This is a genomic window from Pseudomonas sp. SK, from assembly GCF_012975065.1.
Classification (GTDB): Bacteria; Pseudomonadota; Gammaproteobacteria; order Pseudomonadales; family Pseudomonadaceae; genus Aquipseudomonas; species Aquipseudomonas anuradhapurensis.
Genome location: NZ_CP051857.1, coordinates 395,453 through 409,968 on the forward strand (window position 1 = coordinate 395,453; position 14,516 = coordinate 409,968).

The 14,516-nt window shown below is 64.3% G+C and carries 12 protein-coding genes; 2 read left to right on the forward strand and 10 right to left on the reverse strand.

Features of this window, described 5'->3' with window-relative positions; translation table 11 throughout:
• Positions 1–9: 9 nt before the first annotated feature.
• From HG549_RS01725 to HG549_RS01755, 7 genes are all read right to left on the reverse strand, one after another.
• On the reverse strand, positions 10–186 hold the full coding sequence (locus tag HG549_RS01725; RefSeq protein ID WP_170027901.1) for a hypothetical protein: 177 nt from the start codon (positions 184–186) through the stop codon (positions 10–12).
• A complete protein-coding gene (locus HG549_RS01730) occupies positions 183–1,295 on the reverse strand; it encodes a PepSY domain-containing protein (protein ID WP_170027902.1) in 1,113 nt (370 codons plus the stop codon). The genes HG549_RS01725 and HG549_RS01730 overlap by 4 nt, the downstream gene beginning before the upstream one ends.
• A gap of 54 nt (positions 1,296–1,349) precedes the next feature.
• Positions 1,350–3,782, reverse strand: coding sequence for a TonB-dependent siderophore receptor (locus HG549_RS01735; protein WP_170027903.1), 2,433 nt, complete (start codon positions 3,780–3,782; stop codon positions 1,350–1,352).
• Between the two features lie 199 nt (positions 3,783–3,981).
• A complete protein-coding gene (locus tag HG549_RS01740; protein WP_170027904.1) occupies positions 3,982–4,938 on the reverse strand; it encodes a FecR domain-containing protein in 957 nt (318 codons plus the stop codon).
• Positions 4,935–5,453 carry an RNA polymerase sigma factor gene (locus HG549_RS01745; protein ID WP_170027905.1) on the reverse strand — a complete coding sequence of 173 codons (519 nt, stop codon included), beginning with the start codon at positions 5,451–5,453 and terminating at the stop codon, positions 4,935–4,937. Before HG549_RS01745 ends, HG549_RS01740 begins: the two co-directional genes overlap by 4 nt.
• 177 nt (positions 5,454–5,630) lie before the next feature.
• Positions 5,631–6,341: a PolC-type DNA polymerase III gene (locus tag HG549_RS01750; RefSeq protein WP_170027906.1), complete on the reverse strand. Its 711-nt coding sequence runs from the start codon at positions 6,339–6,341 to the stop codon at positions 5,631–5,633.
• A complete protein-coding gene (locus HG549_RS01755; RefSeq protein ID WP_170027907.1) occupies positions 6,338–8,275 on the reverse strand; it encodes a DUF294 nucleotidyltransferase-like domain-containing protein in 1,938 nt (645 codons plus the stop codon). The genes HG549_RS01750 and HG549_RS01755 overlap by 4 nt, the downstream gene beginning before the upstream one ends.
• Positions 8,276–8,391: 116 nt before the next feature.
• Here HG549_RS01755 and HG549_RS01760 point away from each other — a divergent pair, with 116 nt between their 5' ends.
• On the forward strand, positions 8,392–8,931 hold the full coding sequence (locus HG549_RS01760; RefSeq protein WP_170027908.1) for a response regulator: 540 nt from the start codon (positions 8,392–8,394) through the stop codon (positions 8,929–8,931).
• Positions 8,932–9,076: 145 nt separating this feature from the next.
• Here HG549_RS01760 and HG549_RS01765 read toward each other — a convergent pair whose 3' ends face one another.
• Entirely contained in the window at positions 9,077–11,254 is a 2,178-nt protein-coding gene (locus tag HG549_RS01765; RefSeq protein WP_170027909.1) for a malate synthase G, read from the reverse strand.
• A gap of 450 nt (positions 11,255–11,704) precedes the next feature.
• Between HG549_RS01765 and HG549_RS01770 the strand changes: the two genes are divergently transcribed.
• On the forward strand, positions 11,705–12,223 hold the full coding sequence (locus HG549_RS01770; RefSeq protein ID WP_170027910.1) for a glycine cleavage system protein R: 519 nt from the start codon (positions 11,705–11,707) through the stop codon (positions 12,221–12,223).
• Between the two features lie 343 nt (positions 12,224–12,566).
• Here HG549_RS01770 and rarD read toward each other — a convergent pair whose 3' ends face one another.
• Both rarD and HG549_RS01780 read right to left on the reverse strand, forming a co-directional pair.
• Positions 12,567–13,454, reverse strand: a complete 888-nt coding sequence (rarD, locus tag HG549_RS01775; RefSeq protein ID WP_170027911.1) for an EamA family transporter RarD — start codon at positions 13,452–13,454, stop codon at positions 12,567–12,569.
• Between the two features lie 64 nt (positions 13,455–13,518).
• Positions 13,519–14,493 carry a serine/threonine protein kinase gene (locus HG549_RS01780; protein ID WP_170027912.1) on the reverse strand — a complete coding sequence of 325 codons (975 nt, stop codon included), beginning with the start codon at positions 14,491–14,493 and terminating at the stop codon, positions 13,519–13,521.
• Between the last annotated feature and the right edge of the window lie 23 nt (positions 14,494–14,516).

The following is a 14,516-nucleotide window of genomic DNA, read 5'->3' on the forward strand; positions in this document are numbered from 1 at the left end:
CGGGCTACCTCAGCGGTGCCACAGGCCCCGTAGCGAAAACCACGCGGGCAGGCCCAGGCCTAGCCAGGAAAGCCCGTCCCACCAGCGGTCACCGAGCAGGGCGGCAAACAGCCCGAGTGCGGTCAGCGCGGCAATCAGCGCAGGCCAGGCGAAGATACGCGCAGTGGCTTGTGACCGGTGGCTCATGCACGTGCCTCCCTGGCTTTGCGTTGTTTGCCCCACCACAGGTACAGCCCGCTGCACAGCACCACGATGGTCAGCACATCGAGCACCGCCCAGAGGATCTGCATCGGCCTGCCGCCGTAATCACCGAAATGCAGCGGTTGCGACAAGCCCATGGCGTCCATGTACCAGGGGCGCTCGCCAACCGCGGTCAGTTCAAGCGTGCGGGCGTCGATCAGTACCGGTGTGAACAGGTGCGAACTCAGGTGCGTGGCGCCATTCATGAATACGGCGTAGTGATGTTCGCTGGAGAAGCGCGTCCCCGGGAACGCGATGAAATCCGGTCGCATGCCAGGCGCTGCCTGCGCGGCAATTTCCAGCAGGCGGGTGGCCGGGGCGCGCTCGCTGAGCGCTGGAGCGTCGCGGTACGGCGCGACCATGGCGGCCAGGCTGTCGTTGCGCCAGGCGGCGATGACCAGGTCGGACAGGGCACTGATCACTCCGGTTACACCTACCGTCAAGGCCCAGACAAGGGTGACCACGCCGATCAGGTTGTGCAGGTCGAGCCAGCGCAGGCGCCGCGACTTGTCGTGGCGGACTGTGGCGAACGCCAGGCGGCGCATGAACGGCGCATACAGCACGGTGCCGGAAACGATCGCGACGACGAACAGCAAGCCCATGAACGCCAGCAACAGTTTGCCCGGCAGCCCGGCGAACATGTCTACATGCAGGCGCAGCATGAGCATCATGAAGCCGCCGTTGGCCGCGGGCATGGCGACTGCTTCGCCGGTGCGTGCATCGAGCATGAAGGTGTGCGACGAGTTGGGCTCGGTACCGGCAGTGGCCGCAGTGATGGCGACCACGCCGTTGGGTTCGTCTTCGTCATAGCCGAAGTACTGCACGACCTCGCCGGGGCGGTGCTGCTCGGCCTTGATCACCAGCTGTTGCAGGTCGAGGTGCGGGGTGTCGGCCGGCATGTCGCGCAGCTTCGGCGCGTCGCCGAGCAGCTGTTCGAGCTCGTGGTGAAAGATCAGCGGCAGGCCGGTGAGCGCCAGCAACAGCAGGAACAGGGTGCAGACCAGGCTGCTCCAGGTGTGGATCGTGGACCAGCGGCGGATGGTTGGGCTTTTCATCACTGTCGGGTATCTGCCTTGTTGGACCTGGGCCGCAAGGCGGCCCCAGCTCACTCAGAACTTGTAGGTGGCACTGGCCACGACGCTACGTTCGTCGCCGTAGTAGCAGTAGTAGGAATCACAGGTCGACAGGTAGTCCTTGTTCAGCAGGTTGGTCGCGTTGATCGCCACCGACGCGCCCTTGAGGCTGCTGTCCAGGCGCCCCAGGTCGTAATGCACCGCTGCATCGAACACCGTGTAGGCGTTGGCCTTGCCCAGGTAGGTATTGGCCTGGTCGCCATAGGTATTGCCGGTATAGCGCGCACCCAGGCCGATGCCGAAGCCATCGAGTACGCCCGCATGCCAGGTGTAGTCGCCCCACACCGACGCCTGCTGGTTGGGCATCAGTTGCAGGCGGTTGCCTTTGAAATCGCCGTCCTGCACTTCCGACTTGGCCAGGGTGTAGGCAGCAATCACCTTGAGGTTCTCGGTCACATCGGAAACCGCTTCAAGTTCCAGGCCACGCACCTTCACTTCGCCGGTCTGGCTGGTGATGGTCACGCCACCGACGCTGTCGGTCACCGCGACGTTTTTCTGGGTCAGGTCGTACACGGCTGCCGACAGCAGGGTGCTGGAGCCCGGTGGCTGGTATTTCACGCCCAGTTCCCACTGCTTGCCTTCGGTGGGCTTGAACGAGTCGGTTGCCGAGGCACTGGCATTGCTGGATGGCTGGAACGACTCGGCATACGACAGGTAGGGGACGAAGCCCGAGTCGAACACGTAGCTGATGGCTGCGTTGCCGCTGAACTGCTGGTCGCGCTGGGTATTGGTGGCATCGCCCTTGTTGAAGAACTTGGTGCCGGTATGCACCCAGTCTTCGCGCCCGCCCAGGGTCAGGCGCCAGTTGCCGAGCGCCATCTGGTCCTGGACGTAGACGCCGGTCTGGCGGGTTTTCTGGTTGTAGTCATAGAACGCGGTGGCGCGGTCCGGACGGGTGATCGGCAGCCCATAGACCGGGTTGTTGACGTTGCTGTCCGGCACGTTGAAGCCGAATATCGACAGGTAGTTGGTGTTGATGCGCTGGTGGTCCAGACCGAGCAGCAAGGTGTGGCTGATGTCACCGGTGGCAAAGTCGGCCTGGAAGTTGTTGTCCACCGCGAACTGGCTGATGTCTTCGTCGGTGTTGGTGGACATGCGGCTGACCGTGCCGTCGTCCTTCACCGGCGGATTGTCCTTGTTGTAGCTGCCGGGCGTGATGGTCTGGAAGGCCAGATCCGACTTGGTGTAGCGCAGGTTCTGACGGAACTGCCACACATCGTTGATGCGGTGCTCGAAGGCGTAGCCCAGCGCGTAGTAGGTACGGTCGTAGAACTCGTAGTCAGGGTCACCCAGGTTCTTGTGGTGGGAGATCTTGCCGAACGGCATGTCGATCTTGGTGCCCTGGATCGGCCGGAACTGGCTGGTGGCACCGGTATCGTCGCGGGTGAACTGGGTGAGCAAGGTCAGCGATGTGTCTTCGTCGATGTTCCAGGTCAGGCTCGGGGCGATGTTGTAGCGCTTGTCGTCGATATGGTCGATCTGCGTGCCACCGTCGCGGATGACCCCGCTGACGCCATACAGAAAGCGGCCTTCGGCATCGATCCTGCCGGTACTGGCAAAGTTGATCTGGCGATGGTTGTCACTGCCATATTGCAGCTCGATCTCATGCGCGCTGTCGGCCTGCGGGCGGCGGCTGAGCATGTCCAGCAGGCCGCCGGGCGGGGTCTGGCCATAGATCGACGAAGCCGGCCCGCGCAGCAGGGCTAGGCGGTCGAGGTTCCAGGTTTCGGCTTTAGGGTTGGCGTATACGCCACGTGGCAACGGCAGGCCATCGAGAAACTGGGTTGGCTCGAAGCCCCGCACGCGCATCCAGTCATAGCGCGTGTCGCTGCCGAAGCTGGCCGACACGATACCCGGCATGTAACGCACGGCATCGTCGAGGCTATGCACGCCACGGTCTTTCATCTGTTCGCGGGTGGCGACGGAAACCGAACGCGGCAGCTCGACCAGTGCGGTATCGGTCTTGGTGCCGGCGGCGCTGCGCTTGGCCACGTAGCCTTCGACCGGGCCCCACGCGCTTTCGCTGATGCTCGCCGCCTCGATGGTGGTTGCCGGCAGCGCCAAGGTACCTTCCGCGACTGCCACCAGGCTGTAGCTGCCTGCGTTGCTCTGTTGCAGTTGTAACCCCGTGCCGCGCAGGGCCGCCTGCAGCGCGCCCAGGCCGTCATACTGCCCATGCACCGGCGCCGAGCTGCGGCCGCTGACCAGCGCCGGGTCGATGGCCAGGGCGATGCCGGCCTGGCTGGCGATCTGGTTGAGGGTGGCGGCCAGCGGGGCGCTCGGCAGGTCGTAGCCGCGTGGGGCGGATTGCTCGGCGGCGCACAGGGCAGGGCTGGCCAATGGCGCGGCTACCGCGATGGCCAGGGCCACCAGGCTGGGGCGCAGGATACGTTCAACAGCACGGGACATGCAGCGGCTCCTCGACGGGTAAGTGCTTACTGCTTCCTTGCCGAGCGAGATTGGAAAAGTGACAGGGCGAATCTGAAAAATATCGAGAATTATTTGAAATTGGCTGCTCCTGTCTTGGCCTTTTCGTGGGTACCCGTACCCACGGGTATTCCACGAAGCTCGCAATCTGGGTGATTCCTGCGGGAGCTGGCCTGTTTGCCTACTTGGGCACCACGTTCACCCACCACGGGGTATGTCGCTGGATCTTCACCGGCAGTACCGGCAGCAACGACGCCAGGGCCAGGTCGGTATCGGTCAGCGGGAAGCTGCCGGTCACCCGCAGGTCGGCGACCTTGTCGTCCACCCCGAGGTAACCGCTGCGGTACCGGCCCAGCGCCGCCAGCAGGTCAGCCAGGCGCACGTTGTCCACCACCAGCATGCCGCGGGTCCAGGCGTCGGCACCGGCGGCTACCGCGCCGACCCGGCCAAGGCCGTTGGCGTGCATCAGCACTTGCTGGCCTTCGCGCAGCACCTGTTCCTCGCCGCTGTCCAGCGGCTGGGCAGCTACCGCGGCCTGCAGCACCTCCAGGCGCGTACCGTCGGCCTCACGGCGCACCAGGAAGCGCGTGCCCAATGGGCGCAGGCGCCCGTCGGCGGTACGGACCAGCAGCGGGCGTGGGTCCTGATGGCCGGTCTGTACCGAGATTTCGCCCTGGTGCAGCACGATGATCCGTTGTTCGCCCGCATAGTCGATATCGACGGCGGTATGGCTGTTCAGGCTCAGCAATGTGCCGTCTTCCAGGCGCAGGGTACGCAGTTCGCCGGTAGCGGTGCGTTGGTCAGCCAGCCAGTAGCTGGGCGCGAGCGACGGCGCGCCAACCCAGGCCAGCAGCGAGCCGAGCAGCAACATGCCAGCCAACCCGCTGCCAACCTTGCCGATCCGTCGGCGCAGGCCGACGCGCGACTGCAGCAGGGCCTGGCGTGCCGGGCCGACGGCGGTGCCGACACGCTGGTCCATTGCGCCCAGCTGGCGCCAGGCGCGGGCATGCTCTTCGCTGGCAGCATGCCAGCGCATGAATTCACTGCGCTCATCGGCCGTACTGCTGCCGCCGTCGAGGCTGAGTTTCCAGGCAATCGCGGCTTCCAGCACGCGGGACGAAACCGGGGCACTGCTCACGTCGGCTCCCCGTACAGGGCCGTGTAGCACTGGCGCAGGCCCTGGGCGATGTACTGGCGCACGCGCGACACCGAAACGCCCAGGCGCTCGGCAATTTCGGCATGGCCCATGCCATCCAGGCGGTTGTACAGGAAGGCTGCGCGGGCCTTGCTCGACAGCTTGCCCAGCAGGCGGTCGATGGCCTTGAGGTCTTCGAGGATCAGGTGTTGCAGCTCCGCCGACGGTTGCTCGGCTTGCGGCATCAGGGCCAGCTCGGCCAGGTAGGCCTGCTCCAGCGCGGCGCGGCGGAAGTGATCGAACAACAGCCCCTTGGCCACCGCGGCGAGGAAGGCGCGTGGCTCACGTGGGGTGTCCAGTCGCTCGCGGCCGAGCAGACGCACGAAGGTGTCCTGGCTCAGGTCTTCGGCACGCTGGCGGCAGGCCATGCTGCGCTGCAGCCAGGCGAGCAGCCAGCCGCGATGGTCGCGGTACAGCGCACCGACCAGATCGGCGTGTGGGCTCTGTGCAGAAGACAAGCAGCGTCCCCCCGGAACGTATGCATTAACTAACGATAATTATTCGCGATTGTTGCAGAGGCAAGGGGAGGGTGCAATGGGCGCTTATCGGATGGCCAGTATGGCTGGGGCTGGCTGGTGTTGGGCGTGGGTGGTTCAGCGCCCGCGCGATCTCACAGGCGCCGCACTACTCAAACCTCACAAGCCGTGACTCTGCACCTTGCGCCGCCGCCATCCGCGCAGCCGCTGTTCCAGTTGCAACGGGCTATCCAGCTGCTGGCGCCGGGCCTGGCTGAACAGGATCAGCGCCAGTTCGGCGGTCACCAGGGCATCGGCACTGGCATGATGGCGCTCTTCCACCTGCAGGCCGAAGCGCGCTACCCAGTCATCGAGACCGGCTTCGCGCAGTACCGTGTCGGGGTTGAGCATGGGGGCCAGTTCGGCGATGTCGAGGAACGGCGACTGCAGGCGATAGCCCAGGCTGTCCTTCAATGCGCGGGCCAGCATGCGCTGGTCGAAGGGGGCATGGAATGCCAGCACCGGGCTATTGCCGATGAAGTCGAGCAGATCGAGCAAGGCTTCGGCCGGGTCGCAACCGGCAGCCAGGGCACTGGGGCCCAGGCCGTGGATCAGCACGCTGGGGTTGGTCTTCTGCGTTGGCCGGTGCAGAGTACGCTCGAACTGCTGGGCAAAGTCGATGGCGCCGTCTTCGATCGCCACGGCGCCGATCGACAGCACCTGATCACGGTTGAGGTTGAGGCCGCTGGTCTCCAGGTCCAGCACCACCCAGCGCTGCTCACGCAGGGTACAGACCCCCAACGGTGCGGGTTTGGGCAGCCGGGCCAGGCGCTGGCGGGTGGCCGTATCCAGCTCGGGCGCGCTGGGGCGCAGCCAGGCGAACAGGCTCATAACTGGTACCGCAGCGCCAGGCTGCTCTGCAGGCGCTGGGCCTGGCGCAGGGATTCGCGCAGGATGCGCCGGTCAAGGTGGTTGAGGCTGTCCGGGTCGAGCCGGTTGGAGTAGGGCAGGTTATCGCGGGTCTGGCGCTGGTGCTGCTGCATGCGGGTTTGCTGGATGAAGTGGTAGGCCTCCTCATACGCGGCGCCGTCCTGCGCCTCGATGATGCCCTTGGCCACCAGCTGGCGCAGGCGCTCCAGGGTATTGCAGGCAGCAATGCCATTGGCCAGGGCCAGTAGCCGGGCACCATCGACGAAGGGCGTCAGGCCCTGCACCTTGAGGTCGAGGGTGGCGGCCTTGTCGTTACCCTGGCGGGTCAGCACGAACTCGCGCAGGCGGCCAACCGGCGGGCGCTGGCGCAGCGCGTTATCAGCCATCATGCGTTGGAACAGGCGGTTGTCGGCCACTTGCTCGAGCAGGCCCTGGCGCAGTTGCTCGCAACCCTGCTCGTCGCCCCACACCACCCGCAGGTCGAAGTAGATGCTCGAACCCAGCAGGTTTTCCGGGCTGGCTTCGCGGACGAAACCGGCAAAGCGCCGTGCCCATTCGCTGCGCGACAGGCAAAGCTCGGGGTTGCCGGCCATGACGTTGCCCTTGCACAGGGTGAAGCCGCATTGGGCCAGGCATTGATTGATGTACTGCGCCAACGGCAGCAGGCGGGTGCGGATGGCGTCGGCTTCGGCGCTGTCGGCTGCCTCGAAGAGGATGCCGTTGTCCTGGTCGGTGTGCAGGGTTTGCTCGCGACGCCCTTCGCTGCCAAAGCACAGCCAGCTGAACGGCACGCCGGGGTCGCCGCGCTCGGCCAGCGCCAGCTCGATTACCCGGCACACGGTGTGGTCGTTGAGCAGGGTGATGATCTGGGTTATCTGCGTGGATGACGCGCCATGCGCCAGCATGCGTTCGACCAGCTGGCTGATTTCGCCGCGCAGCGAGACCAGGGTCTCCAGGCGTGGCGCATGGCGGATGGTGCGCGCCAGGTGTACCAGGTCGACCCGCTGCAGGGAAAACAGGTCGCGCTCCGAAACCACCCCGCACAGGCGGCGGTTTTCCACCAGGCACACGTGGGCAATATGCCGCTCGGTCATTGCCATGGCCGCGTCGAAGGCGCTGGCCTGGGGGCTGAGGTAGAACGGCTGGGCGGTCATGTGTCGTTCGATCGGCGCGCCCAACTCGGCATCGGCGGCGGCCACCACCTGGCGCAAGTCACGCAGAGTGAAGATGCCGGTCGGGTAGCGCTGCGCATCGACCACCACGATGCTGCCGACCTGCTGCTCGTGCATCAGCCGCACGGCATCGCGCAGCGGGGTGTCGGCGCTGCATACCACCGGGTGGCGCATGGCCAGTTCACCCAGGGGTGTGTTCAATGAGTACTGGGTGCCGAGGGTTTCCACTGCACGCTGGCGCACCTGCTGGTTAACCTGGTCGAGCAGGCTGCTGACGCCGCGCAGGGCAAAATCGCGAAACACTTCCGACATCGAGAACACGCGGATGAACGCTGCCTTGTTCAATTGCAGGCAGAAGGTGTCCTCACCGGCCAGGTGCTCCGTACGGGTCGCCCGCTCGCCTAGCAATGCCGCCAGCGGGAAGCACTCGCCGCTGGTGATCTCGAAGGTGGTCTCGACGCCAGGCTTGACTAGGTGCTGGCGCTCGCCAACCACGCGGCCCTGCTTGACGATGTAGAAGTGCTCCACCGGCCCGTCGGCTGGTTTGACGATGCTTTCGCCGCTGGCATAGAAGCGCAGCTGGCACTGTTCGACCAGGTAGGCCAGGTGGCTGTGTTCCATCTGGTTGAACGGCGGAAAGCGCTGCAGGAACTGCAGGGTACCCTGGATGTTCTGCAGCACTGCTGTCCTGCCCGCCTGGCTGTAGGCGTCCTTTTTGCTCATGAAACTGACCGTATCGCTATGCCGATCTATATATATCTCTATATAGGTGCCGGCCATGTTGTTCTCTGCCTCCATGGTCGGCTTGCAGCGGGGTGGTGCCCATTGGACGTAAGTCTATGAGCCGCCCTGTCAAAGACCCGACGAAAGGCGAAACGGGTAACGCAAGTTCTGTGGTCCTAATGCTGAAGCGGAGTTTTTTTGACGAGATGACCATGGTTGAGCCACACGACATCCTGAGCGACGCCGAGCGCGAGGCCTTGGCCTTGGCCAATGCGCCGGTGGCCGCCAGGCCACTGGTGCTGGTGGTGGATGACAATGCGGCGAATCGCGATGCACTGATCTACTACCTGAAAAGCCGGGGTATCGATTGTGTAGGGGCGGACGGCGCCGAGGAAGCCAGGCTGTACCTGCATTACCAGCCGCGGATAGGCTTGATGATCACCGATTTGCGAATGCAGCCCGAGGACGGCCTGACGCTGATCCGGCAGGTTCGCGAATCGGAGCGGGCGGCGTTGTCGATCATCGTCGTGTCGGGTGACACCGATGTCGAAGAGGCGGTGGACGTGATGCACCTGGGGGTGGTGGATTTCCTGTTGAAGCCGGTGGACCTGGACAGGCTGCTGGAGCTGGTGAGGAAAGAGTTGCAGATATTGTGAAGCAGGTCAGGGGCTGCTTTGCAGCCCACTCGCGACACAAGGCCGCTGCTACAGGAACGCCGCACATTCGATGCCAGCGTTGTTCCTGTAGCAGCGGCCTTGTGTCGCGATAGGGCCGCAAGGCGGCCCCTTTGGCGGATGCTACTTACAGCCCGTTACGCGCCTTGAACTCACGGCGACGGCGGTGCAGTACCGGCTCGGTGTAACCGTTCGGCTGCTTGCCACCTTCCAGCACCAGCTCCACAGCTGCCTGGAATGCGATGTTGTCGTCGAAGTTCGGCGCCATCGGCCGGTACAGGGCGTCGCCTGCGTTCTGCTGGTCGACCACCACGGCCATGCGCTTGAGGCTTTCCAGCACCTGCTCCTGGCTGACCACGCCGTGGCGCAGCCAGTTGGCCAGCAGCTGGGCCGAGATGCGCAGGGTGGCGCGGTCTTCCATCAGGCCGACGTTGTTGATGTCCGGCACTTTCGAGCAACCCACGCCCTGGTCGATCCAGCGCACCACGTAGCCGAGGATGCCCTGGGCATTGTTGTCCAGCTCGTTGCGGATCTCTTCGGCCGACCAGTTGGTGTCGGCCGCCAGCGGGATGGTCAGGATGTCGTCCACCGATGCCGGGGTGCGCGAGGCCAGCTCACGCTGGCGCGCCTGCACGTCAACCTTGTGGTAATGCAGGGCATGCAAGGTGGCGGCGGTCGGCGACGGCACCCAGGCGGTGTTGGCACCGGCCAACGGGTGGGCGATCTTCTGTTCGAGCATGGCCGCCATCAGGTCCGGCATGGCCCACATGCCTTTGCCGATCTGGGCGCGGCCTTGCAGGCCGGTGGCCAGGCCAACGTCGACGTTGTTGTTCTCGTAGGCGCCGATCCACTTCTCGTTCTTCATGGCGCCCTTGCGCACCACGGCGCCGGCTTCCATCGAGGTATGGATTTCGTCGCCGGTGCGGTCGAGGAAGCCGGTGTTGATGAACACCACGCGCTCGGCGGCCGCCTTGATACAGGACTTGAGGTTGACCGTGGTACGGCGTTCCTCGTCCATGATGCCGACCTTGACGGTGTTGCGCTTCATACCTAGCAGGTCTTCGACGCGGCTGAAGATCTCGGCGGCGAAGGCGACTTCTTCCGGCCCGTGCATCTTCGGCTTGACGATGTACACGCTGCCGCTGCGGGTGTTCTTGCGGCTGGTGTTGCCGTTGAGGTTGTGCAGCGCGATCAGGTTGGTGAACAGGCCGTCCTGGATGCCCTCGGGAATTTCGTTGCCCTGGGCGTCGAGGATCGCCGGGTTGGTCATCAGGTGGCCAACGTTGCGCACAAACAGCAGCGAGCGACCGTGCAGGGTCACGCTGCCACCGTTGGGAGCGGCGTACTCGCGGTCCGGGTTCATGGTGCGGGTGAAGGTCTTGCCACCCTTGCTCACGTTTTCCGCCAGGTCACCTTTCATCAGGCCCAGCCAGTTGCGGTAGACCACTACCTTGTCGTCGGCGTCGACGGCGGCAACCGAGTCCTCGCAATCCATGATGGTGGTCAGCGCCGATTCCATCAGGATGTCCTTCACGCCGGCGGCGTCGGTGCTGCCGACCGGCGTGCTGGCATCGATCTGGATTTCGAAGTGCAGGCCGTTGTGCTTGAGCAGCACGGCAGTCGGTGCGCCGGCATCACCGTGGAAGCCGATCAGCTGGGCGTCGTCACGCAGGCCGCTGTTGCTGCCGCCCTTGAGGGCAACGATCAGCTTGCCGCCTTCGATGCGGTAGCCGATGGAATCGACATGCGAGCCAGCCGCCAATGGCGCGGCTTCATCGAGGAAGGCGCGGGCGAAGGCGATCACCTTGTCGCCACGCACCTTGTTGTAGCCCTGGCCTTTTTCGGCGCCGCCTTCGTCGCTGATGGCATCGGTGCCGTACAGCGCGTCATACAGCGAGCCCCAGCGGGCGTTGGCAGCGTTCAGGGCGAAACGGGCGTTCATCACCGGTACGACCAGCTGTGGGCCGGCCATGTGGGCGATTTCTTCGTCCACGTTCTGGGTGGTGGCCTGGAAATCGTCAGCTTGTGGCAGCAGGTAGCCGATTTCCTGGAGGAATGCTTTGTAGGCTGCGGCGTCGTGGGCCTGGCCTTTGCGTGCCTGGTGCCAGGCGTCGATCTTGGCTTGCAGCTCGTCGCGCTTGGCGAGCAGGGCTTTGTTCTTTGGAGCGAGGTCATTGATGATCTTCTCTGCACCCGCCCAGAACTGCTCGGCGACGATGCCGGTCCCGGGGATGGCTTCGTTGTTCACGAAGTCGTACAGGACCTTGGCGACCTGAAGGCCACCGACTTGAACGTATCCAGTCATTGCTTGCCTCACTCTGCTCAGCTATTTCGCTCTTCTGTATTAAGCCTGTAGCGCTTCTCTAAACACGGCACCAGTGCATGCGCCCAGGGAATGCCCGAGCGCGGCTGGGTGCGGCCTGCCAGGCTGGCTGGCAGACAGTGTGCGTATTTTCACAGGCGCCTTGGCAGACATCCAAACAGCGTTTTGTAGTCCGCGCCACGGGATACTACATGAAGCAGTAGGCGGGGCAAAATCAGACTAAAAGCGCCGTTATGCGACCCGTTGGTCGCGTATGGTCACGCTGGGAGTGGGTATGTTCGCAAAAAACAGGTGGATTGTTCCAGATAAATCTTGAAACAGTACACGATTCATTGTGCAAATTGCCCTGCGGCAGGTTGCCGCGCCTTGCCTATACTGAGTCGATCCCCTGATTTCCTGCCGCCCGGCGCGGTCCGACACGAGGAACGGCTTGTGGATCATCTTGTACTGACTGTGATTGCCCCGGACAAGGCCGGGCAGGTCGAACGCATTGCCCAGTGCATTGCCGACCACAGTGGCAACTGGCTGGAAAGCCGCATGTCGCGCATGGCCGGGCAGTTTGCCGGGATCTTGCGGGTGGCGGTGCCGGCAGAAAACTACGCCGAGCTGGTGGCGTCGTTGCAGGGGTTGGTGCGGTATGACATTCGCGTGCTGATCGCCGAGAGCGGCATCGAGCCGTCGTGCACCTGGAAACCGATTGCCATGGAGCTGGTAGGTAACGACCGGCCAGGGATCGTGCGTGACATTACCCGCTTGCTGGCGGACCTGGGCGTGAACCTTGAACGCTTCACGACAGAGGTGCGCCCGGCGCCGATGAGCAGCGAGCCGCTGTTTCATGCCGATGCCTTGCTGGCCATGCCGTTGACGCTGTCGCTGGATGAGTTGCAACAGAAGCTGGAGAGCCTGGCGGATGACTTGATGGTGGAGTTGAAACTGCGGCCGCAGGAATGACCAGAGGATGCCGGGGCCGCTTTGCGGCCCTTCGCGACCCGCTCCTGCAGCAAACCGGTTTACCCACAGCTTTTGCGGTCCAAGGTAGGAGCGGCCTTGTGTCGCGAAGGGCTGCAAGGCAGCCCCCTGCAGTTATCCCGATATCACGGGGAAGGCCCTGTGGATAACCTGGGGGTGCACCTCTCCAGCCCACAAGATCCGCGCTTTGCACAGCTTTGCTCAAAAAACACCCAAAAATCAGCAGCTTGTGCACAAAGCACGGGGACGAGGGTGTGGATAACCTTTGGAGATGTCGCTGCAGGCCCCGGGCCGCGAGGCTTGCAGCATAGTGGTTGTTTTTTGATCAGCTGCGCTTGCGCAAGCTCAACCACGCATCGACGCTGTACACCGCCAGCCCCGCCCAGATGAACATGAACGCCACCAGTGTGCTCGGCGACAGATGCTCATCGAACAGCAACACTGCCTGCAGCAGCACCAAGGTTGGCGCCAGGTACTGCAGGAAGCCCAACGTGGTGTACGGCAGGTGCCGCGCGGCAGCGTTGAAGCACACCAGGGGTATCAGCGTCACCGGCCCCGCGGCCATCAGCCATAACGCCTCGCTGCTGGTGTAGAACGCGCCCTGGGCACTCATTGCCGCCGGGTGCAGCAGCAACCAGCCAAGCGCCAGGGGTACCAGCATCCAGGTTTCCACCACCAGGCCCGGCAGCGCCGCTACCGGCGCCTGTTTGCGGATCAACCCGTAAAAACCGAAGCTCAATGCCAGCGCCAGCGATACCCATGGCAGGCTACCCACCTGCCATACCTGCTGGGCCACGCCCACGGCAGCCATGGCCACTGCCAGCCATTGCAGGCGGCGCAGGCGCTCGCCAAGAATCAGCATCCCCAGCAGCACATTGATCAGCGGGTTGATGTAGTAGCCCAGGCTGGCCTCGAGCATGCGGCCGTTGTTCACCGACCACACGTAGGTCAGCCAGTTGCCGGCGATCAGCGCCCCGCTCAGGGCCAGGATGCCCAGCCGGCGTGGGTTGTCACGCAGCTCACGCCACCAGCCGGGGTGTTTCCACACCAACAGCAGCAGCGAGCCGAAGAGTGCCGACCACAGCACCCGGTGAACGATGATCTCTACCGCCGGGACGCTCTGGATCGCTTTGAAGTACAGGGGAAACAGCCCCCAGATGATGTAGGCGCTGAGGCCCAGTAGGTACCCGCGACGCGGGTTTGCGGCGTGCATGCAGAATCCTTGCTTAGGTAGCTAAATAACGCGACGCCTATTGTAGACAGAGACGGGCTCGCTTCTAGAACAATTTCAATGGCGGTTCATCCAGGGCCGCCAACTGCTCGCGGAATGCCAGGATCTGGTCGCCCCAATAGCGTGGCTGGCCGAACCAGGGGAAGCTGGGCGGGAAGGCCGGGTCGTCCCAGCGCCGCGCCAGCCAGGCGCTGTAGTGCAGTTGGCGCAGGGCGCGCAACGGTTCGATCAAAGCCAGTTCGCGCGGGTCGAAATCGTGAAACTCGTTGTAGCCATCGATCAGCTCGGCGAGCTGCCCCAGGCGTTCCTCACGGCTGCCAGCCAGCATCATCCACAGGTCTTGCACGGCCGGGCCCATGCGACAGTCGTCAAGGTCGACCACGTGGTACACCTCGTCGCGATGCATCAGGTTGCCGGGGTGCAGGTCGCCGTGCAGGCGGATGAGCCGGTGCGGCGTGCGGGCGTAGATGGCTTCCACGCGCTTGAGCAGGTCGCGGGCCACCGACTCGAAAGCCGGCAGCAGGTCTCGGGGCACAAAGCCACCTTGCAGCAGGGTGTTCAGCGAGGCGTGGCCGAAGTTGTCCACAGCCAGCGCCTCGCGGTGCTCGAACGGTTTGCTGGCGCCTACGGCATGCAGGCGGCCAAGCAACTGGCCAAGGCGGTAGAGCTGGTCGAGGTTGCCCGGCTCCGGGGCGTGGCCGCCACGGCGGGGGAACAGCGCGAAGCGGAAACCCTGGTGTTCGAACAAGCTGCGGCCGTGGTGCTGCAGTGGCGCAACCACCGGCACTTCGCAGTCGGCCAGTTCGGCGGTGAAGCTATGCTCTTCGAGGATGGCCGCATCGCTCCAACGGCCTGGGCGGTAGAACTTGGCCACCAGCGGCTGCGCGCCCTCGATACCCACCTGGTAGACGCGGTTCTCGTAGCTGTTCAGCGCCAGCACCCGGGCATCGCTGAGAAAGCCCAGGCTTTCCACGGCGTCCAGGACCAGGTCGGGGGTGAGGGTGTCGAAGGGGTGGGACATGAGGGCTCCGGGGGTAAGCGGCA

Excerpts from the sequence above, each read along its gene's own strand:
- HG549_RS01760 (WP_170027908.1), top strand. The coding sequence starts at position 8,392 with ATGAGCCGCCCTGTCAAAGACCCGACGAAAGGCGAAACGGGTAACGCA.
- HG549_RS01755 (WP_170027907.1), bottom strand. The coding sequence starts at position 8,275 with ATGAGCAAAAAGGACGCCTACAGCCAGGCGGGCAGGACAGCAGTGCTG.
- HG549_RS01765 (WP_170027909.1), bottom strand. The coding sequence starts at position 11,254 with ATGACTGGATACGTTCAAGTCGGTGGCCTTCAGGTCGCCAAGGTCCTG.
- HG549_RS01725 (WP_170027901.1), bottom strand. The coding sequence starts at position 186 with ATGAGCCACCGGTCACAAGCCACTGCGCGTATCTTCGCCTGGCCTGCG.
- HG549_RS01730 (WP_170027902.1), bottom strand. The coding sequence starts at position 1,295 with ATGAAAAGCCCAACCATCCGCCGCTGGTCCACGATCCACACCTGGAGC.
- HG549_RS01750 (WP_170027906.1), bottom strand. The coding sequence starts at position 6,341 with ATGAGCCTGTTCGCCTGGCTGCGCCCCAGCGCGCCCGAGCTGGATACG.
- HG549_RS01735 (WP_170027903.1), bottom strand. The coding sequence starts at position 3,782 with ATGTCCCGTGCTGTTGAACGTATCCTGCGCCCCAGCCTGGTGGCCCTG.
- HG549_RS01780 (WP_170027912.1), bottom strand. The coding sequence starts at position 14,493 with ATGTCCCACCCCTTCGACACCCTCACCCCCGACCTGGTCCTGGACGCC.
- rarD (WP_170027911.1), bottom strand. The coding sequence starts at position 13,454 with ATGCACGCCGCAAACCCGCGTCGCGGGTACCTACTGGGCCTCAGCGCC.